Genomic DNA, 25,567 nt, shown 5'->3' with positions numbered 1-25,567 from the left:
ATCAGGTCGAAACCATGGAAACCCTCGCCAATCTTGAATCCTTCGTCCGCAGCGCCGAGACCGGCAGCTTCTCCGCCGCCGCACGGTTGCTGGCGCTGACACCGGCAGCGGTCAGCCGCAACGTGGCGATTCTTGAACGCAACCTCGGCGTTCGGCTGTTTCAGCGCTCGACCCGCAAGCTGTCGCTGACCGAGGCCGGTGAAGGTTTTCTGGCGAGCATCGGCGGCAACCTCGACGCCTTGCAGGCAGCGATTGCGACGGTGGCGACCGAGCGCGGCGAGCCGGCGGGTGTGCTCAAGATCAGCCTGCCGCCGACGTTCGGCATCGATCACATGCTGCCGCTGCTGCCGGCGTTTCTAGCGCGCTATCCGTTGATTCGCCCGGAATGGCACTTCGAGAATCGTCAGGTGGATTTGATCGCCGAGGGTTATGACGTGGCGATTGGTGGCGGGTTCGAGCTGACGCCCGGCGTGATTTCCCGGCGACTGGCGTCCGCTGAAATACTGGCAGTGGCCTCTCCGGCGTATCTGGCCGGACGCACCCTGCCCCGGCATCCGACAGACCTCGCCGACCACCAGGGCATTGTCATGCGCGGCCTGCGCACCGGGCGCATTCGCCAATGGCAGATGCACAACGGCGCCGGCGAACAGGCCAGCGCCCTGCTCAACCCGAACATCGTGCTCAACGATCCAATGGCCATGCGCAAGGCTGCGCTGCTGGGACTCGGGATAACAATGGTGGTGCTGCCCGATGTCAGCGTGCAGATCGAGCGCGGTGAACTGGTGCGGCTGTTGCCCGACTGGCAGTGCGACGCCGGGGCGATATCGCTGTACTACCCGAGCCGCACCTTGATGCCGGCCAAGACCCGGGTGTTCATTGATTTTGTGGTGGATGCCTTCGGCCGCTAGGCGGCCAGTTGCAGAATCAGCCAGGCATTGGCGCCGCTGATCACCACAAACAGTCCCCAAGCCAGAGCCCGCGTCGGCAAGCGATTCACAAACGGCCCCATCAGCTGTTTGTCGTTGGTCATGCGGATCAACGGATACAGGGCAAACGGCAGTTGCAGGCTCAACACCACCTGGCTCAGTACCAGCAACTTGCCCACCGCGCCATCGCCCATCAGCCACACGCCGATGAACGCCGGAATCAGTGCCAGCCCACGGGTAATGAGGCGCCGCTGCCAGCAGGGAATCCGCAGGTTCAGGTAGCCTTCCATGATCACTTGCCCGGCGATGGTGCCGGTGAAGGTCGAACTCTGCCCCGACGCCAGCAGCGCCACGCCGAACAACACACTGGCCAGCGCGCCGCCTACCAGCGGATCGAGCAAGTGATAGGCGTCCTGGATGTCCACCACGTCGGAATGCCCGGTTTGATGAAAGGCTGCCGCCGCGAGAATCAGGATCGCAGCGTTGACCAGCAACGCCAGCGCCAGTGAGCCGATGGTATCGATGCGCGCCAGGTTCACTGCATCCTGCTTGCTCGCCAGGTCCTGGCCGATCAGCCGCGTCTGCACGATCGAGGTGTGCAGGTACAAGTTGTGCGGCATTACCGTCGCACCAAGGATGCCGATGGCCAGGTACAGCGGCGCCGCATCGCTGATGGCCGACAACGACGGTTTGAAGCCTTGGGCGACGTCCGGCCAGTACGGTTTGATCAGTAACAGTTCGACAAAAAAGCACACGCCGATGGTGCCCACCAGCACCAGCATGATCGCTTCCAGCCGCCGAAAACCGCGATTTTGCAAGGCCAGCACCAGAAGCGTATCGAATGCGGTCAGGGCGATGCCGAACGTCAGTGAACAACCCAGCAGCAGGTGGAACGCCAGCGCGCAGCCAAGCACTTCCGCAAGGTCGGTGGCGATGATCGAGATTTCCGCCAGCACCCATTGCAGCCGCGCCGTCGGGGTGCTGTAGCGCTCGCGGGAGAGTTGCGCCAAGTCGCGCCCGGTGGCGATGCCCAGCCGCGAACACAGGCATTGCACGACCATGCCCGCCAGACTCGCCAGCAACACCACAAACAACAGACTGTAACCGAAGCGCGAACCGGCCTCGATGGCGGTGGCCCAGTTGCCCGGATCCATGTAGCCGATCGACACCAGCAAACCGGGGCCGGCAAAGCGCAGCACGCGTTTGAAGAACGAGGCATTCGGATCCACCGGGACACTGCCGGCCACTTCCGGCGGGCAGAACGGCGCGGTGGCGATTTTGGGCAAGCTGAATTTCACGCACACATCCAGAAACAAGTCGAAAGGCGCAGCTTAGACGTTTCAGTCGGCGTGCCCAAGAGCAGACGTGCTGCGCTCAGGGTTTGGCAGTGCCGAGCAATTGCTGACGCAACTCGGGACTGCGTGTGCGGGGATCAAGCCAGATGTCGAAAAACGCCCGGGCGAACAGCGGATCGTCGATCTCGTGCTGCAACTGCTGCCCCACGAAGAACCGTGCACCCTGCCCCGGCAAGTACACCCCGGTAATCCGCGTGCCGGCCTGAACGTCGACGAACGATTGCTGCATCTGGGCCTGCCACAGTGCCAGTTGCGCCGGGCTGATGGAGGATCCGGCCAGGCGCTTGATCTCATCGACGCTGGCCTTCACCAGATCTTCGCGAGACACATTGCGCCGGTAGATCAATTCCAGGGCGAAGGGCTGTCCATCGGCCAGCGGGCGCGCGGCACTCCACAACCGGGCGTTATAAATGTCGAAACCGAACACGCTGAAATCGCCGGTGCCAATGATTTGCGCGCCGGGCACCGCGTCCTGCCAACTGGCCCAGGTCGGCGTCAGCAACAGTGCCCACAAACCGATTCCGCAGCATCCACGCAACACCTTCGGTGTTCTGCTCATCGCGGCATCGACTCCGGTAAACCCTGATAGTCAGAGCATAGTTGGCTATCCCGCCCAGCACTTTGTATACATGTTTTGCATACATATGCAGCAATCCATTAACGACAATGCTAACGTGGCCCTCATTGATCCGACGGAGACACCCGCGTGCTGATCCTCAAACTGCTGCTGATTCCCGGTTTCCTGCTGCTGATTTCCCTGGCCGGCAAGCGTTGGGGGCCCAGTGTGGCCGGGTGGCTGTCGGGGTTGCCGGTGGTGGTCGGGCCGATTCTGTTCTTCCTCGCCATCGAGCAAGGGCCGGCGTTTGCCGCGCAATCGGCGGTGGCGGCGCTGTCGGCCATGTTTGCGATGATCGCGTTTTGCGTCACGTACGCGCAGGTGGCGCAGCGGGCGAACTGGCCGTTGGCGCTGGTTGTTTCTTTATCGGTCTGGGCAATATTGGCGCTGATCCTGTCGCTGATTCCGGCGTCGCTGCCCTTCTCCATCGCCGCTGCCGCGACCGCACTCCTTGCTGCGCCGTACCTGTTTCCCAAGGTTCAACCGGTGGTCAGTGGGCCGGCGCCGAAGTCGGACAAACTGATCTGGCGGATGATTGCCGGCGCGGCGTTGACGCTGGTGGTGACGATGCTGGCCAGTACGGTGGGCGAGCGCTGGAGCGGATTGCTCGCGGTGTTCCCGGTGCTGGGCAGCGTGATGGCGGTGTTTTCCCAGCAGACGCGCGGCCCGGCGTTTACCGCTGCGTTGTTGCGAGCGACGGCGACGGGAATGTATTCGTTTTCGGCGTTTTGTCTGGTGTTGGCGCTGACAGTCCCACGCCTGGGCTCCGGCGGCTTCGTGGTGGCGGTGGCCGTTTCAGTGGCGATGCTCGGAGTCACCCGGCAGTTGCTGGCCAAACCGGCGCCTGCGCCGTCGACGAACTGATCCCGCCCGGACAAACCGCTCTGGAGTGCCGGGCATGCTCCGTGGGATGATCGCCGCCCAAGCGCGACCATCCCTCGGAGATTCGAATGTCATTGCTTAGCAAGAAAGCCGTCGTCCTGTTGCTGGCGGCGGTGACCGGTTTCGGCGCCCTCAATGCTCAGGCAGCCAAGGCCAAAGAGAAGGCTGTCACCGAGAAAGTCTCGATGCTCGAAGGCAAGCTCCGTTTTGTCCTGCCCAAAGGCTTTGTCGGTGACCCGCTGCCGGCCGGCCCGACCGGTGCCAAGGGCACGATGTTCACCAACGACGCGACCAAGACGGTGGTCATCACCGCCGAAAACCAGATTCCCGAAGGCAACAACGTCAAGGATAACGACAGCGCGTTCCTCGACGGCACCGTGTCCGATTTCATCGAAGCCCAGCGCAAGGCGCTGCCGGACTTCAACAAACTCAGCGAAAAGAGCCTGACCCAGAAAGGCAACGGCCTGGGCCTGCGTCAGGTCGACAGCACCGCGACCCAGGGCGGCGGCCAGACCCTCAACACCACGCTGATCGCAGGCTCCGGCACGCACATGGCGCTGGTCCAGGTGATTTCCCGGGCCAGCGACAAGAGCGGTCACGATGCGCTGGTAAAAACCATCCTCAGCGAAAAATGATCCTCAAGGGTTGAGTTGCTGCAACCAGTCGTTCAAGTCCCGAAGCTCGGCCGCGCTGATGCTGTGGCCGACGCCGGGATAGGCATGGAACGCCGGTTTGTAATCCAGCTTCTCCAGCAGCTCTTTGGCTGCGGTGGCGCCACTGTAAGGCACCCGGTCATCCGCCGTGCCGTGGCCGATGAAGATGTCCAGCGGCGGATGTTGTTGCTCTGACGTCAGCTCACTCTTGAGCACCGGCAACACTCGCCCGCTCAACGCGGCGATGCCACCGACCACCGCTGGCTGCCGCAGCCCCACCTCATACGTCATCATCGCGCCCTGGCTGAAACCGATCAGGTACACCTTGTCCGGTCGGGCGTGATATTTCTGCGCGGCTGCGGCGATAAAGGCTCGCAGCTTCTGGCTGGCGATCTTCAGATCATCGGTCTCGCCGTTGTAGGCACCGTCACCTTTCTTGCGAAACCACTGGAAACGCCCTTCCCCCAACGCCATCGGCGCCTGCACCGACAGGTAGTTGTACTGCTTGGGCAGCTGAAATTTCATGCCGATCAGATCGGCTTCGTTACTGCCGTAGCCGTGCAGGAAAAGCACCAGCGGACGCTGTTCGGCATCCGGGTGAACCTGGGCCAGGTAGTTGAGCGGCAGATCGGTTTGCAGCGAGGTTTGAGCATGGGCGGCGCTGGACGCCAGGAGGGTCAACAGAGCAAACACCTTCAACATAAGCCTTCCTTCACACAGTGCAGGGTTCGGGGCAGAGCCTAACACTGTGATCCGGAAGATGGGGGTCGTCAGTCGTTGATCAGCTTGCCCGCCCGAATCGGCTCGCGCCCCGCCACTTTCGCCTGCCAGGTGCCCGGCTGGGTGTAGCGTCCACGGTCGATGGCAAACAACACGCCGCTGGTGCCGGCACGCACGGTGGTCACGCGGTCCTTCAGCGGATCGACCACTTCGAACAGCGCATCACCGCGCTCCACCCATTCACCGGCATTACGCAGGAAACTCACCACGCCATGGTGCGGGGCGAACAGGTATTCGGTGCCTTCGAACGGCATGCCTTCGCAGCATTCGTCTGGCGACTTCGGCCATTCCCCGCTGATGAAGCCCTGTTCGGCGAGGAAGCCCAGAATTGCCTCGCAATTGGCCTGGGCCTGATCGACGCGGGTGTCGCCCATGCTGCCCAGTTCCAGGGTGGTGGCGAGGTTGGCCGGCGGGATCGCCGCCGCCGGGAACATCCGCGCCAGGCGCAACCACGGCGTGGAGCACGATTCATCGAACGAACTGCCGCCGGAGTCTTCACACAGCAACGCTACGCCAGCCTTCAGACGTGCAGCGAGGGATTGCCATTGCGGCCAGTGTTGCGGCAGCGCGTAAATGTGGATCGCGGCGTCGAAATCGCAATGCAGGTCCAGCGTGACATCGGCATCGCACGCGTGGCGCAGCAGCAGACGGTGCAACGCTTCCAGTTGCGAGGCCGGGGCCGGCAGCTCGTCGAGTACCTGGCCCATGCTCTGGCGAATCAAGCCGATGTTGGCCAGGGCATCGCTGCCCAACTGATCGCCGATGCGCTCGGCCACCGGGGCGCTGAGTTCGACGAAGGAACGGTTGAAGTTCTTGCCGCTCGCCAGTTCGAAACGGCCCATGTGACTGCCTTGCAGGTGTTGATCGAGACCGATCGGATTGGCCACCGGCACCAGTTCGATCACGCCCTGCAACTGGCCGTTGGTTTCCAGCTCGGCCAGGCGTTTTTTCAGTTCCCACGCGGTGCGCATGCCCGGCAGCTCATCGGCGTGCAGGCTGGCCTGGATGTAGACCTTGCGCGGGCCGGCACCGTAACGAAAGACGCTGAGGGAGCGTTCGCTGCCCAAGTGGCTCCAGGGCAGTACATGATCGATGCGTTGCATGGGGAACTCCGGAAATTCTGTAGTCGCTGCTGCACAGTGACTGCATTGAAAATGTGCTGACAGGATAAATCACAGGCGAAAAAAAAGTGGCCACCGCGTCAACGGGGCCACTTTTTTCTACGGCGTATTAATGACCGTACACGTCAAAGTCGAAGTACTTGTCCTGCACTTGCTTGTACTTGCCGTTGGCGCGGATTTCGTTGATGGCAGTGTTGAATTTTTCCGCCAGCTCGGTATCGCCTTTACGCACGGCAATACCGGCGCCGCCGCCGAAGTATTTGGCGTCTTCGTAGGTCGGGCCGACGAATTCGAAGCCTTTGCCGGCGTCGGTTTTCAGGAAGCCGTCGCTCAGGTTGACCGAGTCGGCCAGCATCGCGTCGATACGACCGGACACCATGTCGAGGTTGGCTTCCTGCTGCGAGCCGTAACGCACCAGTTCGATCCCGGCCGGCACCAGCACTTCGGTGGCGTAGCGGTCGTGGGTACTGGCGCGCAGCACGCCGACTTTCTTGCCTTTGAGCTCGGTCAGCGGATCTTTCACGCCGGAGCCTGCCTTCATCACGAAGCGCGCCGGGGTGTGGTAGTACTTGATAGTGAAATCGACGTTTTTCTTGCGATCGTCAGTGATGGTCATCGAGGACAGGATCGCGTCGATCTTCTTCACTTTCAGCGCCGGGATCAGGCCGTCGAACTCTTGCTCGACCCAGGTGCATTTGACTTTCATCTGCTCACACAGCGCATCGCCGATGTCCACGTCGAAACCGGCCAGTTTGCCGTCAGGGGTTTTCATCGAGAATGGCGGGTAACCGGCTTCGATACCGATACGGATCGGTTTGGCGTCTTCGGCCACGGCGGTCAGGGACAACATCGACAGTGCCAGGGCACCGAACATAACCAGCTTTTTCATTTATTACTCCCGTGTGCGGAGGCTTTTATTGGCAGCTTTCGATTGTCAGGTTCGGCCTTGGGCTATGGAGCGCAAAGAAACCGAAGTGGCCGGCAGTCTATGGCGGCGCGCACGGGGCAAATTGTGTTTAAGCGACAAATACTTATAGAAAATCGGCGAGTGCCATCACGTGGGAAAAGTGTGCGCCAGAGCGGTGCAAGGGTTGTAGGACAAAGCCGATAAAAGCTGCCGCCCATGGCGGCAACTCACTGGGTATCAGCAATCACAGGCAATCGGATGGGTCGCCGCTCGTGGCGCTGCGACACTCAATTCGAAGCCTTCATCGAGCCAGCCGGTGACCCCGCCAATCATCTCCTTGACCGGATAACCCAGCGCTGCCAGTTTCACCGCAGCCTTGTTGGCGCCGTTGCAGTGGGGACCGGCGCAATAAACCACGAACAGCGTGGATGTCGGGTAATCCGCCAGCCTTTCGGCTGTCAGCAAACGCCCCGGAATATTGATCGCCCCCGGTACGTGGCCGCGCTCGAAGGCCAGCGGCCCGCGCACGTCCACCAGCACGAAATCGATCTCACCGGCTTCCTGGCTGCTGAAGACGTCGGAACAATCGGTTTCGAAGGTCAGACGGTTGCTGAAGTGCATCAGGGCAATCGCCGACGGGGCGGCAGGAATTTCGCGAACCAAGCTGGGCATGTTGTGTTGCTCCTACGTCTGTGAAGGGATGAACAGACTTTATCGAGCTGCCGCTTGCCGCTACAGTGGCGCACAAGACACTCACCGGGAAGTTTCCGCCAAATGCCTGAATCACCTGGATTGGTCGCGATCCTGGCCTACGACGGCCTCTGTACGTTCGAGTTCGGCATCGCTGTGGAGATCTTCGGCCTGGCCCGGCCAGAATTCGATTTCCCGTGGTACGCGCACTGCATCGCGGCGGTCGATCAGGGCCCGATGCGTGCCATGGGCGGGATTCAGGTGCTGGCCGATGGTGGTCTGGAATTGTTGGCGGATGCGCGCACCATCATCATTCCCGGCTGGCGCGACCGCAGTGCGCCGGTGCCCGAGGCATTGCTCGAAGCATTGCGCAATGCCCATTCGCGCGGCGCACGGTTGCTGTCGATCTGCTCGGGTGTCTTTGTGCTGGCAGCCAGCGGATTGCTCGACGGGCATGGCGCGACCACCCACTGGCGCTACACCTCGGAGCTGGCCGAGCGCTTCCCGGCCATTGATGTCGACCCGGACGTGCTTTACGTCGATTCCGGCCAATTGATTACTTCGGCCGGCAGCGCGGCGGGGATCGACGCCTGCCTGCACCTGGTGGCGCGGGACTTCGGCACTCAGGTGGCCAACTCGGTGGCGCGACGGCTGGTGATGTCGCCGCAACGCACCGGCGGTCAGGCGCAATTCATTCCCACCCCGGTCAGCCCGACCCCGCGCAGCGATCTGTCGCGCGTGATGCAGTGGGCCCGCGAACGCCTGCACGAACCGCTGGAAGTGCGTGATCTGGCTAGCGAAGCGGCGATGAGCGAACGCACCTTCCTGCGCAAATTCACGGAAGCCAGCGGCCAGTCCCCCAAGGCCTGGCTGCAACACGAGCGCCTGGCCCGAGCCCGAGAGCTGCTGGAAAGCACACCGCAAAACACTGATCAGATCGCCCAGCGCTGCGGTTATCGTTCGGTGGAAAGCTTTCGTGTGGCGTTTCGCAGCGTGGTCGGGGTGCCGCCGTCGGTGTATCGCGAGCGCTTTGGTCGTGAGGTCAAGGCTTGCGCAACAGATAAGTGTCCATGATCCAGCCATGCTCGGCCCGCGCAGCCTTGCGCACCCGCTCGATCTCATCCGCCACATCCTTGAGCCGGCCGCTGATAAGGATTTCGTCCGGCGTGCCGAGGTAGGCGCCCCAGTAAATCTCTGTCTCCTGATCCGCCACCCGATGGTAGGAGTCTTCGGCGTCGAGCATCACCACCAGGCTGTCGGTATCACTCACCTGCCCCGCCGCCAGGCGTCGGCCGGTGGTGATTTCAATCGAGTGGCCGATGGTGTTCAGCGGTACCTTGTGCTGCGCCGCCAGGGCCTGAACGCTGGTGATGCCCGGGATCACGTCGAATTCAAATGTGCATCGCCCCGAAGCCAGAATCGCCTGGAGAATGCGAAGGGTGCTGTCGTACAACGCCGGATCGCCCCATACCAGAAAACCGCCGCACTGCCCGTCAGCCAATTCGTCATTGATCAGGCGCTCGAAGGTTTGCTGCTTGGCGCGGTTCAGATCATCGACGCTGGCGCTGTAGTCCACATCGCCGCGCTCGCGCTCCGGGCTGTGGGCTTCGGCGAAACGATACGTACGATCTGTGATGTAGCGTTCGCAGATTTCGCGACGCAGGTCGATCAGCTTGTCCTTGCTCTGGCCCTTGTCCATGAGGAAAAACACGTCCACCTGATTCAGCGCCTTCACCGCCTGCATCGTGATGTAGTCGGGGTTGCCGGCGCCAATGCCGATGACCAGCAAGCGTTTCATGTACGGTCTCCTTCAAGGTCGATGCCGGACAAGCGTAGCCGCCAGCGCCCGAAGAAACTCAACTCGACCACCGCCAGCGGCTCGACATCGATGCTATGGAAAGCCTGGCCTTGCATGACCTGCATCAGCGCCGCTCGAATGATGAACGGATGCGTGACGGCCACGACATGACCCTGCGTGGTTTGCAGGGTCGTCAGCCATGCGGCCACTCGCTCGCCGAGTTGCACCACCGATTCCCCGCCATGGGGCGCGGCGCCGGGATCTTCGAACCAGGCTTGCAGGGCTTCCGGTTCATCTCGCTGCAGGTCTTTGATCGACTGCCCCTGCCAACGGCCCCAGTCGCAATCGCGCAGTGCTTCATCCACCTGGGCATCGTGACCGAACCATGCGGCAGTCTGACACGTGCGCAATTCCGGGCCACAGATCAAACGGCGCGGCCTCTCGAACCGAGCGGCCAGCGAGTCAGACGCAACAGCGCTTTCTTCAACAGCTTCGTTCGTAGGAAAACGCGCCAATTTTTGTGCGACGGTTCTGGCGTGACACATCAAGGTCAAACGGGTGGCTTGCACAATGAGTCACTCGGTCAGAAGGTAAAAAACACCCGGCAACGTGCCGACAGGACGGCAATTGTGCCGTAAACCGGGCGATTCCGGGGAAGCCCTTCAATCGCCCTGTCAAAACAAAGCGGCAATGTCTGACACAACAATGGGCAATGGACTACAAGATCGATCGATAGACGTGTAGCCCTTGTTACACGGGCATCTCGCCCCATTTTGGGGCTGAAATAATTGCCTGGAAAATTCACTAGACATGTAGCGTGAGTTACATAAATACTGTTTTAACGGATTGTGAAGCGAATCCAACACCCCATCCAGCAGGAGCCCGGATGCCCCCTCTCAGAGACCTGATTACTGATCCCGGCCTGGACCTTACGCCATCAGAGCGCAAAGTCGTCCGGGCCTTGCTCGATCAGTACCCGCGCAACGGGCTCGGCCCGATGGCGCGTCTGGCCGAACACGCCGGCGTCAGCGATCCGACCATCGTGCGTCTGGTAAAAAAACTCGGTTTTGGCGGTTACGCCGAATTCCAGGACGCCCTCCTCAGCGACATGGACCATCGCCTGCGCTCGCCGCGCACGCTGTTGCAACCGCGTTCGAACCTGAATCAGGACGATGCCTGGAGCCACTATCTGGCCCACAGCCACAACCTGCTGGCCGAAACCCAGGCCCTGACCCAACCCGAAGACGTGCGGATTCTCGCGCAATGGCTGCTCGATACGCGCCATCAGGTCTACTGCTTCGGCGGGCGCTTCAGCAGCCTGATGGCCACTTACCTGCTCAATCATTTGCGTCTGCTGCGCCCCGGTTGCTTTGCGCTGGAGGACAACGCGCAACTGCCGGATCGTCTGTTCGACCTGCAGCGCCAGGACGTGGTGCTGGTGTTCGACTATCGCCGCTACCAGACCCAGGCCCTGCGCGTGGCCACTGCCGCGAAGAACAACAACGCTCGCGTCGTGCTGTTCACCGACATCTATGCCTCGCCGCTGCGCGAGCTGGCCGACATGATCATCAGCGCCCCGGTGGAGTCGGCATCGCCGTTCGACACCATGGTCCCGGCGCTGGCCCAGATTGAAGCGTTGATCGCTTGCCTGACCCTGCGCAGCCCGGACCTGGCCGATCGCCTGGAAGGCATCGATGCCCTGCGCAACGACTTCGACACCCACCTGCTGGAGGATAAATAAGGATGTTCAGCCTTCCCCACCGCTCGCCGCGGGACCTGCCGTTTGTCACCGACCACACTGCGCTTTTGCTGGTGGACATGCAGCGTGCCTGGCTTGAGCCGCAGTTCGACCCGCACCTCGAAGGCCCGGACGCCGCCTACTTCCTCAACCGCACGCGCTCGCAAGTGGTGCCGAATCAGGTGCGCCTGCTCAACGCCTTCCGCGACGCACGGCAGAACGTGCTGCACACCCTGATCGAAAGCCTCACCGCCGACGGTCGCGACCGCTCGCTGGACCACAAACTGTCGGACATGCACCTGCCCAAGGGCAGCCCGCAGGCACAGGTCATCGCCGAACTGACCCCGGCGGAAAACGAAATCGTGCTGCCGAAGACTTCTTCCGGTGTCTTCAACTCGACCAACATCGACTACGTGCTGCGCAATCTGGAAACCCGGCACCTGATCATCGCCGGCATCGTCACCGACCAGTGCGTGGACATGGCCGTGCGCGACGCCGCCGACCGGGGTTATCTGGTGACACTGGTGGCGGACGCCTGCGCGACCTACACCGAAGCACGCCACGACGCGTGCCTGAACGCGATCAAGGGCTACTGCTGGATCACCGACACTGACACCGTACTCGGTCGGTTGCAGGAGATGCAGCCATGAGCGAACGCTTGTCGCCGTTGCCGATGACCACCATCGTCACCACCGACCTGATCGGCATCACCCGTGGCCGCTCGTTTCCCAGCGATGAGCTGGAACACTATCAAGCGGCCGGTTGCGGCTGGGTGCCGGCCAACAGCGCGTTGACGCCGCAGGACATCATCGCGTCGAGCAATCCGTGGGGCGCCTATGGCGATCTGCGGTTGATTCCCGATCTGGCCAGCCGCGTCACCGTCGGCAACGGCCCGGACACCGCCGCCCCGGCGCTGGATTTCATCCACGGCGACATCCGCGAAACCGACGGCCGCCCGTGGGGCGCCTGCCCGCGCACGCTGCTGAGCGATGAAATCGAGCGGTATCGCGACCAGCTCGGCTTGCAGGTCAATGCCGCGTTCGAACACGAATTCAATCTGCACGCAGGGTTTGCCGAACACCTGGCCTTCTCTCTCGAAGCACAACGCCAGGGCGCCGAGTTCGGCGGCTGGCTGCTCAGCGCGTTGCGCGCCGGCGGCGTCGAGCCGGAAATGTTCCTGCCCGAATACGGCAAGCATCAATACGAAATCACCTGCCGCCCGACCCTCGGCGTGGCGGCGGCGGATCGCGCGGTGAATGTACGCGAGATCACCCGGGAAATTGCCCGGCAGATGGGCCTGGATTTGAGTTTTGCGCCGAAGACCGCTGCTGAAGCGGTGTGCAACGGCGTTCACCTGCACGTCAGCCTGCTCGACCTGGCCGGTCAGCCGATGCTGTACGACGCCGGCACCAGCAATGGCTTGTCGACCCTCGGCCAGCACTGGGCGGCGGGCGTGCTGCATTACTTGCCGGCGCTGTGTGCGTTCACCGCACCGACCCCGGTCTCATATGAACGTTTGCAGCCGCACCACTGGAGCGCGTCCTACGCCTGCCTCGGGCAGCAGAACCGTGAAGCGGCTCTGCGCATCTGCCCGACCGTGAGCCTGGGCAACAAACCCGTGGCAAAGCAGTACAACCTGGAATTCCGCGCCATGGACGCCACCGCTTCGCCGCACCTGGCGATGGCTGCGCTGCTGATCGCCGGCCGCCTGGGCATCGAACAGCGTCTGGCGCTGAACGCGATCACCGATGAAATCCCCGATTCACTCAACGACGAACAACGCGAGGCGCGGGGCATCGTTGCCCTGCCCGCCTCTTTGGCTCAGGCACTGGAATGCCTGCGTCGCAGCGAAGCGCTGATGGCAGCGATGCCGGCACCGTTGCTAGACACGTATTTCGCCCTTAAAACCGAGGAACTGGCGCTGACGGAACAGCTCTCGCCCGCTGACCTGTGTGAGCACTATGCACGCCTGTACTGAATCCGCCGAGCTTGGGTTGTACACCCGACCGGTCTACAACCTGATCCGTGAAGATTCGACGCACCCGCTGATCCTGGTGTGCGAGCACGCCAGCCGCTACATCCCCGACGCCCTGAACAACCTGGGCCTGGATGACACGGCTGCGCGTGAACACATTGCCTGGGACATCGGTGCGCTGGAGCTGGCCGAGCAACTGTCGGAAAAGATCGGCGCCACGCTGCTGAGCGCCAATTATTCGCGACTGTTGATCGACCTCAACCGGCCCCGACATGCCCCGGACAGCATTCCGGCGCAGAGCGAGATCTATCAGGTGCCGGGCAATCGCGAGCTCGATGAAGCCACCCGCGAATACCGTCGCCAGTGCCTGTTCAAGCCGTTTCACACCCGGCTGCAACAACTGATCGACGAACGCCTGGCCGATGGCCGGCCAGTGCGGGTGGTGGGGATTCACAGTTTCACCCCGGTGTACTACGGCCAGCCACGGGAACTGGAAGTCGGCGTGCTGTTCGGTCAGTCCAAAGCCTATGCCCAGCGCCTGCTCGACGGTCTCGACCGGCATCCGCTGAAAGTCGCCGGCAACCAGCCGTACAAGATCGACCCACTGGGCGACATGACCGTGCCGGTGCACGGCGATGCCCGTGGTCTGGAGTCGGTGTTGATCGAAGTGCGCAACGACCTGCTGCGCAACCCGGAAGCGGTGACCCGCTGGGCAAATTATCTGGCACCCCTGCTGTAAAGATTGTTGTAACCACTGCTGACGCTGTAAACGACGGACCGATATAACAACTAAAACGACCGATTGGCTGACAAGGAGTTGCGCTTCATGGAAATAGAAGAGTTCGGCTACAAACAGGAGTTGAAACGTAGCCTGACACTGACCGACCTGGTGGTGTACGGGATGATCTTCATGATCCCCATCGCCCCGTTTGGCGTGTATGGCTACGTCAACGCGGAGGCACCGGGGATGGTGCCCTTGGCGTACATCATCGGCATGGTGGCGATGGTCTTCACCGCGCTGAGCTACGGCAGCATGGCCCGGGCCTTTCCGATTGCCGGCTCGGTGTATTCCTACGCACAACGAGGTCTGAATCAACACGTCGGTTTCATCGCCGGCTGGCTGATGCTGCTCGACTATCTGCTGATTCCGCCGCTGCTCTACGTCTACGCGGCGATGGCGCTCAACCATTTGTACCCGGACATCCCGAAAGTCGGCTTCATCCTGGCGTTCCTGGTCAGCGCCACGTTCGTCAACCTGCGCGGCATCACTTTCACCGCCCGCATGAACATCGTGTTCCTGCTGGCACAGCTGGTTGTGCTGGGGATTTTCCTGTTCTACGCCTGGAATGCCCTGCACAACGGTGGCGGCAACGGCCAGTTGACCCTGGCGCCGCTGTATCACCCGGAAACCTTCAACTTCGCCCTGCTGATGCAAGCGGTGTCGATTGCGGTGCTGTCATTCCTCGGTTTCGATGCGATCTCCACGCTCGCCGAAGAGATCAAGGGCGATCCGGGCCGCAGCGTCGGCAAAGCGGCGTTGATCACCCTGGTGGTGATGGGCGCGATTTTCGTCGTACAGACCTGGATCGCCACCGACCTGGCCGCCGGTATGGGCTTCAAGTCCGCCGACACCGCGTTCTATGAAATCGCCGAAATTGCCGCCGGCAGCTGGCTCGCCACCCTGACCGGCGTTGCCACGGCCCTGGCCTGGGGCGTGGCGGTGGCGATCACTTCGCAAGCCGCCGTCTCGCGCCTGCTGTTCGGCATGGCCCGCGACGGCAAGCTGCCGAAAGTGCTGGCCAAGGTCCACCCGAAACACAACACGCCGTACCTGAGCATCTATCTGGTGGCCGTGCTGTCGCTGGTGATCTGCTACCTGTTCATCAACTCGGTGGACACCCTGACCTCGCTGGTCAACTTCGGCGCCTTGAGCGGCTTCATGCTGCTGCACCTGACCGTGATCAATTACTACTGGCGCCGGCAGAAGTCCGGCCAAGTGATCCGTCACCTGATCTGCCCGGTGATCGGCTTCATCATCGTCGCGGCCATCATGTACAACATGGGCGTCGATGCACAGAAACTCGGCCTGATCTGGATCGCCCTGGGTCTGGTGTACCTGTTCTTCCTGAACAAGCTCGGCGCCAGTACCGCGCTGCCTGACCCGAGCAATGGCTGACAAGAAAAAGAGCGGCGTCTGACAACAAATCAGGCGTCCGCCGCTTTAACGCGTGGAAACCGACAGTGATAGTCAGGTTCGGCGAATGGGCCGAACCTTTTGATACAGGAGTGCATCCATGCTGGTCTTACGCCCAGTCGAGCCAAACGACCTGCCTCAATTGCAACAACTGGCTCGCGACAGCCTGGTGGGCGTCACGTCCCTGCCGGACGACAGCCAGCGCCTGAGCGAAAAAATCGCCGCGTCCTGCGCCTCGTTCGACAGCGACGCCGCGGCTCAGGGCCCGGAGAATTACTTCTTCGTGCTGGAAGATCTGGACAGCCGCCGTCTGGTCGGCTGCTCGGAGATTCTCGCCACGGCCGGCCATAACGAGCCGTTCTACAGTCTGCGCAATCGCCATTTCACCAGCGCTTCGCGGGAACTGAACATCGAACATGGCGTTCCGGCACTGTCGCTGTGCCACGACCTCAGCGGCCACACGCTGCTGCGCGGTTTTCACATCGACACGGCGCTGGTACGCACACCCTTCTCGGAATTGCTGTCGCGGGCACGACTGCTGTTCATCGCCGCCCACGGGACACGTTTTGCCGAAGCGGTGATCACCGAAATCGTCGGCTACAGCGACGAGCAAGGCAACTCGCCGTTCTGGGACGCGCTGGGCAAACATTTCTTCGACCTGCCCTACGTCGAGGCCGAACGCCTGTGCGGCTTGCAGAGCCGTACGTTTCTTGCCGAACTGATGCCGCAATACCCGATCTACGTGCCGATGCTGCCGCTGGCGGCACAGGAGTGCATCGGTCGCATCCACCCGGACGGTCAGGAAGCCTTCGACATCCTTGAACGCGAGGGTTTTGAAACCAACAGCTACATCGACCTGTTCGATGCCGGCCCGACCTTGTATGCACGCACCGCCAACATCCGTTCGATCGCCCAGAGCCAGACCGCCACGGTTCAAACGGAACCACTGATCGATGCCCGCGGTCGTTATCTGGTGAGTAACGATGCACTGCATGGCTTTCGGGCGGTGGTCGCCGAGCTGGATTACCAGCCCGGTCAGCCCTTGGCGCTTACGCCGGCGATTTGTGCAGCACTGAATGTCAGCGCTGGCAGCAAGATCCGGGTGATTGCCCTGTGAACCGCGCCCTCACCCAACGACAGTGCCCGAGCAGGCGCGCAAAAGGAGTTGCAGCATGATTGTCCGTCCGGTCCAAGTCAGCGACCTGCCAGCGTTGATGACGCTGGTGCAACAGGCCGGGCCAGGGTTCACCACCCTGCCCGCCAACGAAGATCGCCTGGCCCACCGGGTACGCTGGGCGCAGCGCGCCTTCGCCGAGCAGGTCGAACGGGCCGATGCCGACTATCTTTTTGTGCTCGAGGACGACGAGCAGCGGGTGGTCGGGGTCAGCGCCCTGGCCGGGGCTGTCGGCCTGCGTGAGCCCTGGTACAACTATCGGGTCGGGCTGACTGTCAGCTCGGCGCCGGACCTCGGTATCCAGCGGCAGATCCCGACGCTGTTCCTCAACAATGAACTGACCGGCCAATCGGAACTGTGCTCGCTGTTCCTGCGCCACGATCAGCGCCACGGCAGCAATGGACGCCTGCTGTCATTGGGGCGTTTGCTGTTTGTCGCTGAATTCCCGCACCTGTTCGGCGAGAAGATGATCGCCGAACTGCGCGGCAGTGCCGACGAGCAAGGCTGTTCGCCGTTCTGGGACAGCCTCGGCCGGCACTTCTTCCAGATGGACTTCAGCCACGCCGACCACCTGTCCGGGCTGGGCAACAAGGCCTTCATCGCCGAACTGATGCCGCGCCAGCCGCTGTACACCTGCTTGCTCACCGAACAGGCTCAGGCCGTGATCGGTCAGGCCCACCCCAACACCGAGCCGGCACTGAAAATCCTCCAGTCCGAGGGTTTCGCCCACAAAGGCTACATCGACATCTTCGACGGCGGCCCGGTCATCGAGGCGCCGATCCGCAGTATCCGCACGGTACGCGACAGCCTGGAACTGACCCTGAGCATTGGCGCGCCGGACGATCAGGCGCCGCTGTGGCTGATCCACAACCGGCGTCTGGAAAACTGCCGCATCACCGTCGCTCCGGGGCGCCGGGTCGGCAGCACTCTGGTAATCGACCGTCTCACCGCCAAACGCCTGCAATTGCAGCCGGGCAACTCGGTGCGGGCAGTGCCGCTGCCCAATCAACAGCAGCAGGCGGTGGCGGCCTGAGCGCCTCTGCCTGCTGCAAGAAAGCCTGAACAGGTTTTTCCTGGTTAACTTCCTCGTTAATTCGTCATGATCCTTGACCCATTGGCGTGATAGCCTTTTCACCTTCGGCGTTGACACCTTTGCTCAAGCCTTTCCATTCCTTTGTATTGGTGGAACTCGTATGACCAGGCTTTCTCATCAAGATTTGCGCCGTAACTTCCGTCAGCTGCTGGCTTCCGACACCTGCTATCACACCGCCTCGGTGTTCGATCCGATGTCCGCCCGCATCGCCGCTGACCTGGGATTTGAAGTAGGGATTCTCGGTGGCTCGGTCGCCTCGTTGCAGGTTCTGGGCGCTCCGGACTTTGCCCTGATCACCCTCAGCGAATTCGCTGAACAGGCCACCCGAATCGGCCGCGTCGCCCAATTGCCGGTGATCGCCGACGCCGACCACGGCTACGGCAACGCCCTGAACGTGATGCGCACCATCGTCGAACTGGAACGCGCCGGCGTCGCCGCGCTGACCATCGAAGACACCCTGCTGCCGGCACAATTCGGCCGTAAATCCACCGACCTGATCTCGGTCGCCGAAGGCGTCGGCAAGATCCGCGCGGCACTGGAAGCCCGAGTCGACTCGGAAATGGCGATCATCGCCCGGACCAACGCCGGCATCCTGCCGAATCAGGAAATCATCAGCCGCACCCGCCAATACCAGGCCGCTGGCGCCGACGGTATCTGCATGGTCGGCATCCAGGACTTCGATCAGCTCGAGCAAATCGCCGAACACCTGACCGTCCCGTTGATGCTGGTCACCTACGGCAACCCGGCGCTACGCGACGACAAACGCCTGGCCGAACTGGGTGTGCGCGTGACCATCGACGGCCACGGTGCTTACTTCGCGGCGATCAAGGCCACTTACGACAGCCTGCGCGAACAGCGCCAGATCTTCACCCAGGCCTCGGACCTGAGCGCCACCGAACTGACCCACACCTACACCCAGCCTGAGGAATACATCCTCTGGGCCAAGGAATACATGAGCGTCAAAGAGTAACCTCGCACCCCGCTACAAAGAGGCAGAGCGGCCCGACGCCATTACGAGTCCACTCGCATGGCGCCCGCCGCGAAACCGCTAGCTGCCGTTACTGCTTCGCCAGCTCCATAATCATCCGCGACAACAGATAAATCCGCGGCGCCACACTCTCCACTTCCGCATACTCCTCCGGCGTATGAATGTTGCCGCCAACAATCCCGAACCCGTCCAGCGTCGGCGTGCCCACCCCGGCTGACAGACTCGCATCCGCCGCCCCGCCACTGCCTTCTTCGGTCAACTTGCGGCCGATTTCGCCATAAATCCCTTGGGCCATCGCCATCAAACGATCCGACTCCGCCGTCTGCGGCATCGGTGGCAAGCCGCGTTGCAGCGAAGTCTTCACTTCGGTATCGGGAATTAGCTTGTCCTGCGACACCCGCGCCAGATCCTTCTCGATCCGGTCGAACTCTTCCGGCACCGCCGCCCGCACGTCAGCCTTGGCCATGGCCTGATCCGGAATGACGTTGGTGCGGTCGCCGGCCTTGAGCACGGTGAAGTTGATCGTGGTTTTCTTGGCTTCGTCGCCGAGTTTGCCCAGTTGCAGGATCTGATGCGCCGCTTCCATCGCCGCGTTGCGCCCCAGTTCCGGCGCGACGCCGGCGTGAGCAGCCTTGCCCTTGACCTCGACCAGTGCGGTGGCGCTGCCCTTGCGCCACACCACCAAGCCATCCGCCGGGCGACCCGGTTCAAGGTTGAGGGTCACGTCGTGAAGTTTGGCGGTTTTCTTGATCAGGTCGGTGGCGACGTCCGAGCCGGTTTCTTCGCTGGCATCGAGCAGGAAGGTGATTTGCGCGTAGTCCTTGAAGTCGAGGTTCTTCAGAATTTTCAGCGCATAGATGCCGGCGACAATCCCGCCCTTGTCATCCATCACCCCCGGCCCGTAGGCGCGGCCGTCCTTGATGTGGAACGGTCGCTCGGCGGCGGAGCCTTCCTTGAACACCGTGTCCATGTGCGCCATCAGCAGGATTTTCGCCTTGCCGGTGCCTTTGAGCGTGGCGAGTACGTGGTTGGTTTTTTCCGGGGTGTTGGGCACCAACTCAATAGTGGCGCCAAGCTTTTTCAGCTCATCGATGGCGATGTCACTGACTTGTTTGAGGCCTTTTTCATCACCGGAACCGGAGTCGATATTGACCAGGCGCTCGAGCAATTTCAGGGCTTCAGGTTTGTATTGCTCGGCGTCGGCCAGCACCTGTTTGTGCGGTTCGGCGAACGCGCCAGCGGCTGCGAAAGAGAGGGTCAGGCCGAGACCGGCGGCCAGCAGGGAACGAGGGAAGTTGAACGTCATGAATCAATCCTTGTTTCGTGTCGGGTACTGAACCGTACCTGACATCGCCCCAAGGCTCTATCCCGGATGCGACACCCAATCCGTTCAAACCGAATCGAATACCTCACGCCGCGGCTTGTCATCGTTGCAGCAGATCACCCGGTTGCGCCCGCTGGCCTTGGCTTCGTAGAGCGCTTCATCGGCATCGTTCAGCCAGCGCGTTGCATCGCCGTGAGCCGGATCGAGTGCCGCCAGGCCAATGCTCAAGCTGACTTTCAGCGCCGGGCTCTGTTCGTAGACCAGAAAGGAAAAACGCTCACGCAAGGCTTCCATGGCCTGCGCTGCATTGAACAGCGGCAGGTCCGGCAGGATCACGCAAAACTCGTCGCCGCCGTAGCGCCCCGCCACATCGGCCATGCGCAGGTTCTGCTTGAGCATCTTGCTCAACTGACGCAGGACGATATCGCCGGCCACATGGCCGTAGGTGTCGTTGATCGCCTTGAAATGGTCGATGTCGATCAGCGCAATTGCCGCGCCTGTCTGCTGGCGTTTGCTGCGTTCGAATTCGATGTCCAGTTGATCCTTCCAGGCGCCGTGATTGAGCAAACCGGTCAGGCTGTCGGTACGGCTCAACGCCAGCAATTCACGCTTGTGCAGGCCAAGGGTGTAGGCCTGGCGGAAGCAGATCCAGCCCAGCGCCAGCGGATACAGCATCAACAACGGCAGGCACGCATAGAGCTGCGCCGGAGAGGTCGCGGGGATGAAGGCCGGGGCAAACACTACCAGCCCGACGCCGACGCCAAGCAACTGCGCCGCCGCCCCGGCCAGCAGAAAACGCAGGCCACCGATGGCGACATTGTTCATCGCCATCATTGAAATGGTCGTGGCACTGGGCAAGGGATTGAAGTGCATGGCGGCGACCCAGAAGCCGCCGAGAAAGGCGTCGAGCAGCAGGTTGCGGTGTTCGGCGTGGTACGGAACCTTGGCCCGTCGGGCCCATTGATACGCGAGGTGCGGCCAGACCAAGCCGTTGAACAGCATCAGCGCCCAGACCCAGGTCGGCGGATCGAGCGGGTGCATCGCAACGCTCACGCATAGAAGCCCCAGGACCAACCCGAGGGTTCGCGATGTGTAAAGCCTCCTGGCCAGTGAAAGTCCCTTTCCTCCCGTTCTTCCCATAAGGGCCTCGAGTACACCGCAAAAGGATGTGCTCGGAGTCTAACAGGGAGACGTTAAATAGCCATCACCGGCCAGCGGCCGAATACCCCGCCATTTCCATCACACGGCAGGCAAATGATTGGCTATACATGAAAGGAAGAAAATGGAAAAAAGACTCTAAGAAGGAGGCCCATGCAGACCTATCAAGTGTTGATCATCGGCAGCGGGTTTGGCGGCCAGTGCGCGGCCATCAATTTGCTCAAGGCCGGCATCGACGATTTTCGCTTGCTGGAGCGGCGGGACTTTTTCGGCGGCACCTGGTGCCAGAACACTTACCCCGGCGCGGCGGTCGATGTGCCGTCGCCCCTGTATTCACTGTCGTTCGCGCCCTACCCCTGGACGCAGATGTTCGCCGAACAGGCCGAGCTGCATCACTACACCGAACATGTGATCGAGCGTTTCGGCCTGCGCGACCGCGTGGAACTGCAAGCCAACGTCGAACGCATCGAATGGGACGAAACCGAGAAACGTTGGGCCGTACACACCGGCACAAAAGGCACGTTCTACGCACAGTTCCTGATCAACGCCACCGGGCCATTGAGCCAACCGGTCGTCCCACACTTCCCGGGACAGGATCGCTTTCAGGGCAAGACCTTTCATACAAACAGTTGGGATCACAGCTACGACTATCGCGGTAAACGCGTGGCCATCGTCGGCAGCGGCGCCAGTGCGGCGCAGGTGATACCGACGATTGCGCCGCAGGTCGAGCGACTGCACGTCTTTCAACGCACGCCGCATTGGGTGCTGCCCCGACCGGACCGCAAATTCGGGCCCTTCCAGCGTTGGCTGCTGGGTTTGAAACCGGCCTACAAACTGTTGCGCTGGATGATCTACTGGCAGTTCGAAACCCGGGTCATCGCCTTCAAATATTCGAAACCGGCGATTCACATGGTGCAGCGCCAGGCCCTGAAATTCCTCAAACACCAGGTAACGGATCCCGAACTCCAGCGAAAACTGACGCCGGACTTCACCATCGGCTGCAAACGGGTATTGGTTTCCAGCACTTATTACCCGGCGCTGACCCGGCCCAACGTCACGCTGCACAGCCGCGAGCAAGGCATCGCCAGCCTCGACGAAACCGGCATCGTCACCACGGACGGCCAGCACATCGACGTCGACCTGATCGTGTGGTCGACCGGTTACGACGCCACCGACGGCGTGATTTCCTACCCGGTCAGCGGAAAAAACGCCGTGCAACTGCGCGACGTCTGGGCGCAATACCCGCGCGCCTACCTCGGCACCAGCCTGCCGGACTTTCCCAACCTGTTTATCGTCACCGGGCCGAACACCGGCATAGGCCACACCTCGGCGCTGTTCATCATCGAATCGCAGATGAACTACATCCTCGACTGCATCCGCACCGTGCAGGCCAAAGGTCTGCGCAGCATCGAAGTTCGCCCCGAAGCAGAACGTACCTACACTCAGATGATTCACCGGGAGATGGAGCGCACGGTCTGGAAAACCGGCGGCTGCCACAGTTGGTATCAAAGCAAGAGCGGTCATGTGATCGCAATGTTCCCGGGCTTCAGTTTCAGCTATCACCGGTTGACCCGGGCGCTGAAACCGGCCGACCACATTCTGTCTTGAACAAGGAAGACGTCCGATGCTCTTGCTGTTTGTCGCCCTCGCAGTTTTCGTGGCCTGGAGCTGGTTGAGCTACCCGGCGGTCGGCCACTGGCTCTACGACCTGAGCGCGGCCCTGGAGGCCAAGCTGTACCGGTTGCACAAGATTGAAGTACCGATTGCCGAAATGACCGTGTCGACCTGGCAAGGCGGGCCCTATGAAGCGTCGAGCAGCATTCTGATGCTGCATGGCTACAGCGCGGAAAAGAACCTGTGGCTGCGCTTCGCCCGGCATTTCGTCAGTCAGTATCGAGTGATCATTCCGGACCTGGCCGGCCACGGCGAAACCGGCTTCAAGGCGGGCGGTGGCTACGACATCGCGGTGCAGGCCAAGCGCATGATCCAGTTGCTCGACGTCTGCGGGGTCGAGAAAGTCCATGTGATCGGCAACTCCATGGGCGGTTACATCGCCGCGTGGCTGGCGGCGACCTACCCCGATCGCATCGCTTCGGTGGCCTTGATCGACCCGGCCGGCGTCACGGCACCGGAGCCCAGCGACATGGAGCGCCATCTGGCACGTGGGCACAATCCGTTTTTGATCAATTCCCGGGAAGAATTCCGACGCTTCTATGCGATGACCATGGCCTCGCCGCCCTGGGTACCGGGGCTGGTGCTGGATGCCATCGCCCAGCGCTACGAACAACGCCGGGATGAACTGGAAGAGATCTTCCGGGATTTTCGCGCCAGTCCGCCGATGGAGCCGAAACTCCCGGACATCAAATGCCCGGGGCTGTTGCTCTGGGGCCGCAAGGACCGGTTGATCGATGTCAGCAGCGTGCCGGTCTGGAGCAAGGGCATCGCCAATCTGCGGGTCGATGTGTGGGACGGCGTCGGTCACATGCCGATGGTCGAGCAGCCGTCGAACACGGCACGTTTGTATCGGGAGTTCCTGGGGGAGAATTCGCGTCAGGACAGGTAAACGGTCAGTCGTTGGCAGAATGAAGTTCGTAGGATTCTTCGTTTGCCCGCGTCGGCGAAGGCTGCGATCTTTTCCCCCATCCTTTACGTGACCGTGCCAGGAATTTTTTTCATGACCGTGCAGCCTTTCGTCAGCCCCGACCTGATCCGCCAACGCTTCTCCAAAGCGATGTCCGACATGTACCGCGAAGAAGTGCCGCTGTATGGCGCCTTGATGGAACTGGTGGAACAGACCAACCTCGACGTGCTGTCGCGCGAGCCGCAGATCGCCCGTCAACTGCACAGCACCGGCGAAATCGAACGGCTGGACATGGAGCGCCATGGCGCAATCCGCGTTGGCACCGCGACCGAACTGGCCACCCTCGCCCGCCTGTTTGCGGTGATGGGCATGCAACCCGTGGGTTATTACGACCTGACCCCTGCCGGAGTGCCTGTGCACTCCACGGCGTTCCGCGCGGTGCATGAAGATGCGCTACAGGTCAGCCCGTTTCGGGTGTTCACTTCGTTGCTGCGACTGGAGTTGATCGAAGATCCCGAGCTGCGAGTCTTCGCGCAATCGGTGCTGGATCAGCGTTCGATCTTCACCCCAACCGCGTTGCGTCTGATCGAGCAGGCTGAAGCCGCTGGCGGGTTGAATGAATCCGAGGCCGGGGAATTTGTCCTGCAAGCGCTGGAGACTTTTCGCTGGCACCACAGCGCCACCGTCACCGCCGCGCAATACCAGACGCTCAGCGCCCAGCATCGTTTGATCGCCGATGTCGTCGCGTTCAAGGGCCCGCACATCAACCACCTGACACCGCGTACGCTGGACATCGACATCGTTCAGGCAAAGATGCCGCTGCACGGCATCACACCCAAAGCGGTGATCGAAGGGCCACCGCGCCGGCAGCATCCAATCCTCCTGCGCCAGACCAGTTTCAAGGCGCTGGACGAGCCGATCGCCTTCACCGACCAGACGCACACCCGCGGCAGCCACAGCGCCCGATTCGGCGAAATCGAACAACGCGGTGCAGCGCTGACCCCCAAGGGCCGGGCGCTGTACGACCGTCTGCTGAATGCGGCACGCGATGAATTGGGCGACTTCCCCAGCGAAGCCAACGCCTCACGCTACAACACGCTGATGACCCAGCACTTCAGCGAATTCCCTGACAGCCTTGAGGGCATGCGCGAGCAGGAGTTGGCGTACTTCCGTTATTTCCTGACAGACAAAGGGCTTGCGGCGGGTCGTCCGGCTGATGTTTCGCTGCAAGCGCTGTTACGCGATGGGTATGTGAAAGCCGAACCGCTGGTGTACGAAGATTTCCTGCCGGTCAGTGCGGCGGGGATTTTTCAGTCGAACCTGGGGGATGCGGCGCAGACGCACTATGGCGAGCACTCCAATCGTCAGGCGTTCGAACAGGCCTTGGGGCGTTCGACCATCGATGAATTGAGGTTGTATGCCGAGACGCAGCAGCGTTCGATAGAAGAATGCCTCACCGTGCTGACTCGGTAAGGCGACGAAGCGGCGTTTGGCCATACTGCGCAAGAAGTTGCGCAGTTGTACGTAATAAAACACCCCTTAAAACCGCTGCAAGCCACGCCGCTCATGGCCTCCAGCCAAGTGCGCAAGAAGTTGCGCAGTACTGCGCAACTT

25 protein-coding genes are annotated in these 25,567 nt (G+C 61.7%); 15 read left to right on the top strand and 10 right to left on the bottom strand.

The window, feature by feature from the left end; genetic code table 11:
- Positions 1-14 precede the first annotated feature (14 nt).
- Positions 15-908 (top strand): LysR family transcriptional regulator, encoded by an 894-nt coding sequence (locus tag AC3WRD_RS27510; RefSeq protein WP_102619618.1) that lies wholly within the window; start codon positions 15-17, stop codon positions 906-908.
- On the opposite strand, the gene AC3WRD_RS27505 is transcribed toward AC3WRD_RS27510, so the two are convergent.
- A complete protein-coding gene (locus tag AC3WRD_RS27505; RefSeq protein ID WP_102619580.1) occupies positions 905-2,224 on the bottom strand; it encodes an Nramp family divalent metal transporter in 1,320 nt (439 codons plus the stop codon). The two genes, AC3WRD_RS27510 and AC3WRD_RS27505, sit on opposite strands and share 4 nt — an antisense overlap.
- Positions 2,225-2,300: 76 nt before the next feature.
- Positions 2,301-2,840: a chalcone isomerase family protein gene (locus tag AC3WRD_RS27500; protein ID WP_096822894.1), complete on the bottom strand. Its 540-nt coding sequence runs from the start codon at positions 2,838-2,840 to the stop codon at positions 2,301-2,303.
- Positions 2,841-2,987: 147 nt separating this feature from the next.
- Here AC3WRD_RS27500 and AC3WRD_RS27495 point away from each other — a divergent pair, with 147 nt between their 5' ends.
- Together AC3WRD_RS27495 and AC3WRD_RS27490 are read left to right on the top strand one after the other, a co-directional pair.
- Positions 2,988-3,761 carry a hypothetical protein gene (locus tag AC3WRD_RS27495; protein WP_102619579.1) on the top strand — a complete coding sequence of 258 codons (774 nt, stop codon included), beginning with the start codon at positions 2,988-2,990 and terminating at the stop codon, positions 3,759-3,761.
- Between the two features lie 86 nt (positions 3,762-3,847).
- Positions 3,848-4,414, top strand: a complete 567-nt coding sequence (locus AC3WRD_RS27490) for a hypothetical protein (RefSeq protein WP_102619578.1) — start codon at positions 3,848-3,850, stop codon at positions 4,412-4,414.
- 3 nt (positions 4,415-4,417) lie between these two features.
- On the opposite strand, the gene AC3WRD_RS27485 is transcribed toward AC3WRD_RS27490, so the two are convergent.
- The 4 genes from AC3WRD_RS27485 to AC3WRD_RS27470 all read right to left on the bottom strand — a co-directional run bounded on the left by AC3WRD_RS27485 (position 4,418) and on the right by AC3WRD_RS27470 (position 7,912).
- A complete protein-coding gene (locus AC3WRD_RS27485; RefSeq protein ID WP_102619577.1) occupies positions 4,418-5,134 on the bottom strand; it encodes an alpha/beta hydrolase in 717 nt (238 codons plus the stop codon).
- 68 nt (positions 5,135-5,202) lie between these two features.
- Entirely contained in the window at positions 5,203-6,315 is a 1,113-nt protein-coding gene (locus AC3WRD_RS27480) for a succinylglutamate desuccinylase/aspartoacylase family protein (protein ID WP_102619576.1), read from the bottom strand.
- A 127-nt stretch (positions 6,316-6,442) separates the two neighbouring features.
- A complete protein-coding gene (locus AC3WRD_RS27475; RefSeq protein WP_011333505.1) occupies positions 6,443-7,222 on the bottom strand; it encodes an ABC transporter substrate-binding protein in 780 nt (259 codons plus the stop codon).
- Positions 7,223-7,477: 255 nt separating this feature from the next.
- A complete protein-coding gene (locus AC3WRD_RS27470) occupies positions 7,478-7,912 on the bottom strand; it encodes a rhodanese-like domain-containing protein (RefSeq protein ID WP_096822899.1) in 435 nt (144 codons plus the stop codon).
- A 102-nt stretch (positions 7,913-8,014) separates the two neighbouring features.
- Here AC3WRD_RS27470 and ftrA point away from each other — a divergent pair, with 102 nt between their 5' ends.
- Positions 8,015-9,004 carry a transcriptional regulator FtrA gene (gene ftrA, locus AC3WRD_RS27465; protein ID WP_096822900.1) on the top strand — a complete coding sequence of 330 codons (990 nt, stop codon included), beginning with the start codon at positions 8,015-8,017 and terminating at the stop codon, positions 9,002-9,004.
- Here the strand turns inward: ftrA and cobF are convergent.
- Positions 8,973-9,728, bottom strand: coding sequence for a precorrin-6A synthase (deacetylating) (gene cobF / locus AC3WRD_RS27460; RefSeq protein ID WP_102619575.1), 756 nt, complete (start codon positions 9,726-9,728; stop codon positions 8,973-8,975). The two genes, ftrA and cobF, sit on opposite strands and share 32 nt — an antisense overlap.
- Positions 9,725-10,297, bottom strand: a complete 573-nt coding sequence (locus tag AC3WRD_RS27455; protein ID WP_102619574.1) for a histidine phosphatase family protein — start codon at positions 10,295-10,297, stop codon at positions 9,725-9,727. Before AC3WRD_RS27455 ends, cobF begins: the two co-directional genes overlap by 4 nt.
- A 317-nt stretch (positions 10,298-10,614) precedes the next feature.
- Here AC3WRD_RS27455 and AC3WRD_RS27450 point away from each other — a divergent pair, with 317 nt between their 5' ends.
- The 8 genes from AC3WRD_RS27450 (at position 10,615) to AC3WRD_RS27415 (ending at position 18,872) form a co-directional block, all read left to right on the top strand.
- Positions 10,615-11,469: a MurR/RpiR family transcriptional regulator gene (locus AC3WRD_RS27450; RefSeq protein WP_102619573.1), complete on the top strand. Its 855-nt coding sequence runs from the start codon at positions 10,615-10,617 to the stop codon at positions 11,467-11,469.
- A 2-nt stretch (positions 11,470-11,471) separates the two neighbouring features.
- Positions 11,472-12,116 carry a cysteine hydrolase family protein gene (locus tag AC3WRD_RS27445; protein ID WP_007956245.1) on the top strand — a complete coding sequence of 215 codons (645 nt, stop codon included), beginning with the start codon at positions 11,472-11,474 and terminating at the stop codon, positions 12,114-12,116.
- Positions 12,113-13,444: a type I glutamate--ammonia ligase gene (locus AC3WRD_RS27440; protein ID WP_102619572.1), complete on the top strand. Its 1,332-nt coding sequence runs from the start codon at positions 12,113-12,115 to the stop codon at positions 13,442-13,444. The genes AC3WRD_RS27445 and AC3WRD_RS27440 overlap by 4 nt, the downstream gene beginning before the upstream one ends.
- A complete protein-coding gene (locus AC3WRD_RS27435; RefSeq protein ID WP_102619571.1) occupies positions 13,428-14,180 on the top strand; it encodes an N-formylglutamate amidohydrolase in 753 nt (250 codons plus the stop codon). Before AC3WRD_RS27440 ends, AC3WRD_RS27435 begins: the two co-directional genes overlap by 17 nt.
- Positions 14,181-14,267: 87 nt before the next feature.
- Positions 14,268-15,617 carry an APC family permease gene (locus AC3WRD_RS27430; protein ID WP_085733174.1) on the top strand — a complete coding sequence of 450 codons (1,350 nt, stop codon included), beginning with the start codon at positions 14,268-14,270 and terminating at the stop codon, positions 15,615-15,617.
- Positions 15,618-15,735: 118 nt separating this feature from the next.
- Positions 15,736-16,752: an arginine N-succinyltransferase gene (locus AC3WRD_RS27425; protein ID WP_102619570.1), complete on the top strand. Its 1,017-nt coding sequence runs from the start codon at positions 15,736-15,738 to the stop codon at positions 16,750-16,752.
- A 55-nt stretch (positions 16,753-16,807) separates the two neighbouring features.
- The gene (gene astA, locus AC3WRD_RS27420; RefSeq protein WP_096822908.1) at positions 16,808-17,842 is read left to right on the top strand and encodes an arginine N-succinyltransferase; all 1,035 of its coding nucleotides are present in this window, start codon (positions 16,808-16,810) and stop codon (positions 17,840-17,842) included.
- A gap of 160 nt (positions 17,843-18,002) precedes the next feature.
- On the top strand, positions 18,003-18,872 hold the full coding sequence (locus AC3WRD_RS27415; protein WP_096822909.1) for an isocitrate lyase/PEP mutase family protein: 870 nt from the start codon (positions 18,003-18,005) through the stop codon (positions 18,870-18,872).
- An 88-nt stretch (positions 18,873-18,960) separates the two neighbouring features.
- On the opposite strand, the gene AC3WRD_RS27410 is transcribed toward AC3WRD_RS27415, so the two are convergent.
- Both AC3WRD_RS27410 and AC3WRD_RS27405 read right to left on the bottom strand, forming a co-directional pair.
- Complete coding sequence (locus AC3WRD_RS27410; RefSeq protein ID WP_102619569.1) at positions 18,961-20,196, bottom strand: M20/M25/M40 family metallo-hydrolase; 1,236 nt, start codon at positions 20,194-20,196, stop codon at positions 18,961-18,963.
- Between the two features lie 84 nt (positions 20,197-20,280).
- On the bottom strand, positions 20,281-21,354 hold the full coding sequence (locus AC3WRD_RS27405; protein ID WP_102619568.1) for a diguanylate cyclase: 1,074 nt from the start codon (positions 21,352-21,354) through the stop codon (positions 20,281-20,283).
- A 171-nt stretch (positions 21,355-21,525) separates the two neighbouring features.
- On the opposite strand from AC3WRD_RS27405, the gene AC3WRD_RS27400 reads away from it, so the two are divergent.
- From AC3WRD_RS27400 to hglS, 3 genes are all read left to right on the top strand, one after another.
- Positions 21,526-22,980 carry a flavin-containing monooxygenase gene (locus tag AC3WRD_RS27400; protein ID WP_102619567.1) on the top strand — a complete coding sequence of 485 codons (1,455 nt, stop codon included), beginning with the start codon at positions 21,526-21,528 and terminating at the stop codon, positions 22,978-22,980.
- 16 nt (positions 22,981-22,996) lie between these two features.
- Entirely contained in the window at positions 22,997-23,935 is a 939-nt protein-coding gene (locus tag AC3WRD_RS27395) for an alpha/beta fold hydrolase (RefSeq protein ID WP_102619566.1), read from the top strand.
- Between the two features lie 111 nt (positions 23,936-24,046).
- On the top strand, positions 24,047-25,426 hold the full coding sequence (hglS, locus tag AC3WRD_RS27390; RefSeq protein ID WP_102619565.1) for a 2-oxoadipate dioxygenase/decarboxylase HglS: 1,380 nt from the start codon (positions 24,047-24,049) through the stop codon (positions 25,424-25,426).
- Positions 25,427-25,567 lie beyond the last annotated feature (141 nt).

The sequence above is a fragment of the Pseudomonas sp. FW215-R2 genome (genome assembly GCF_058789255.1).
Note: the sequence above shows the minus strand (reverse complement) of the source record. Positions and strands in the feature narration are given on the sequence as shown.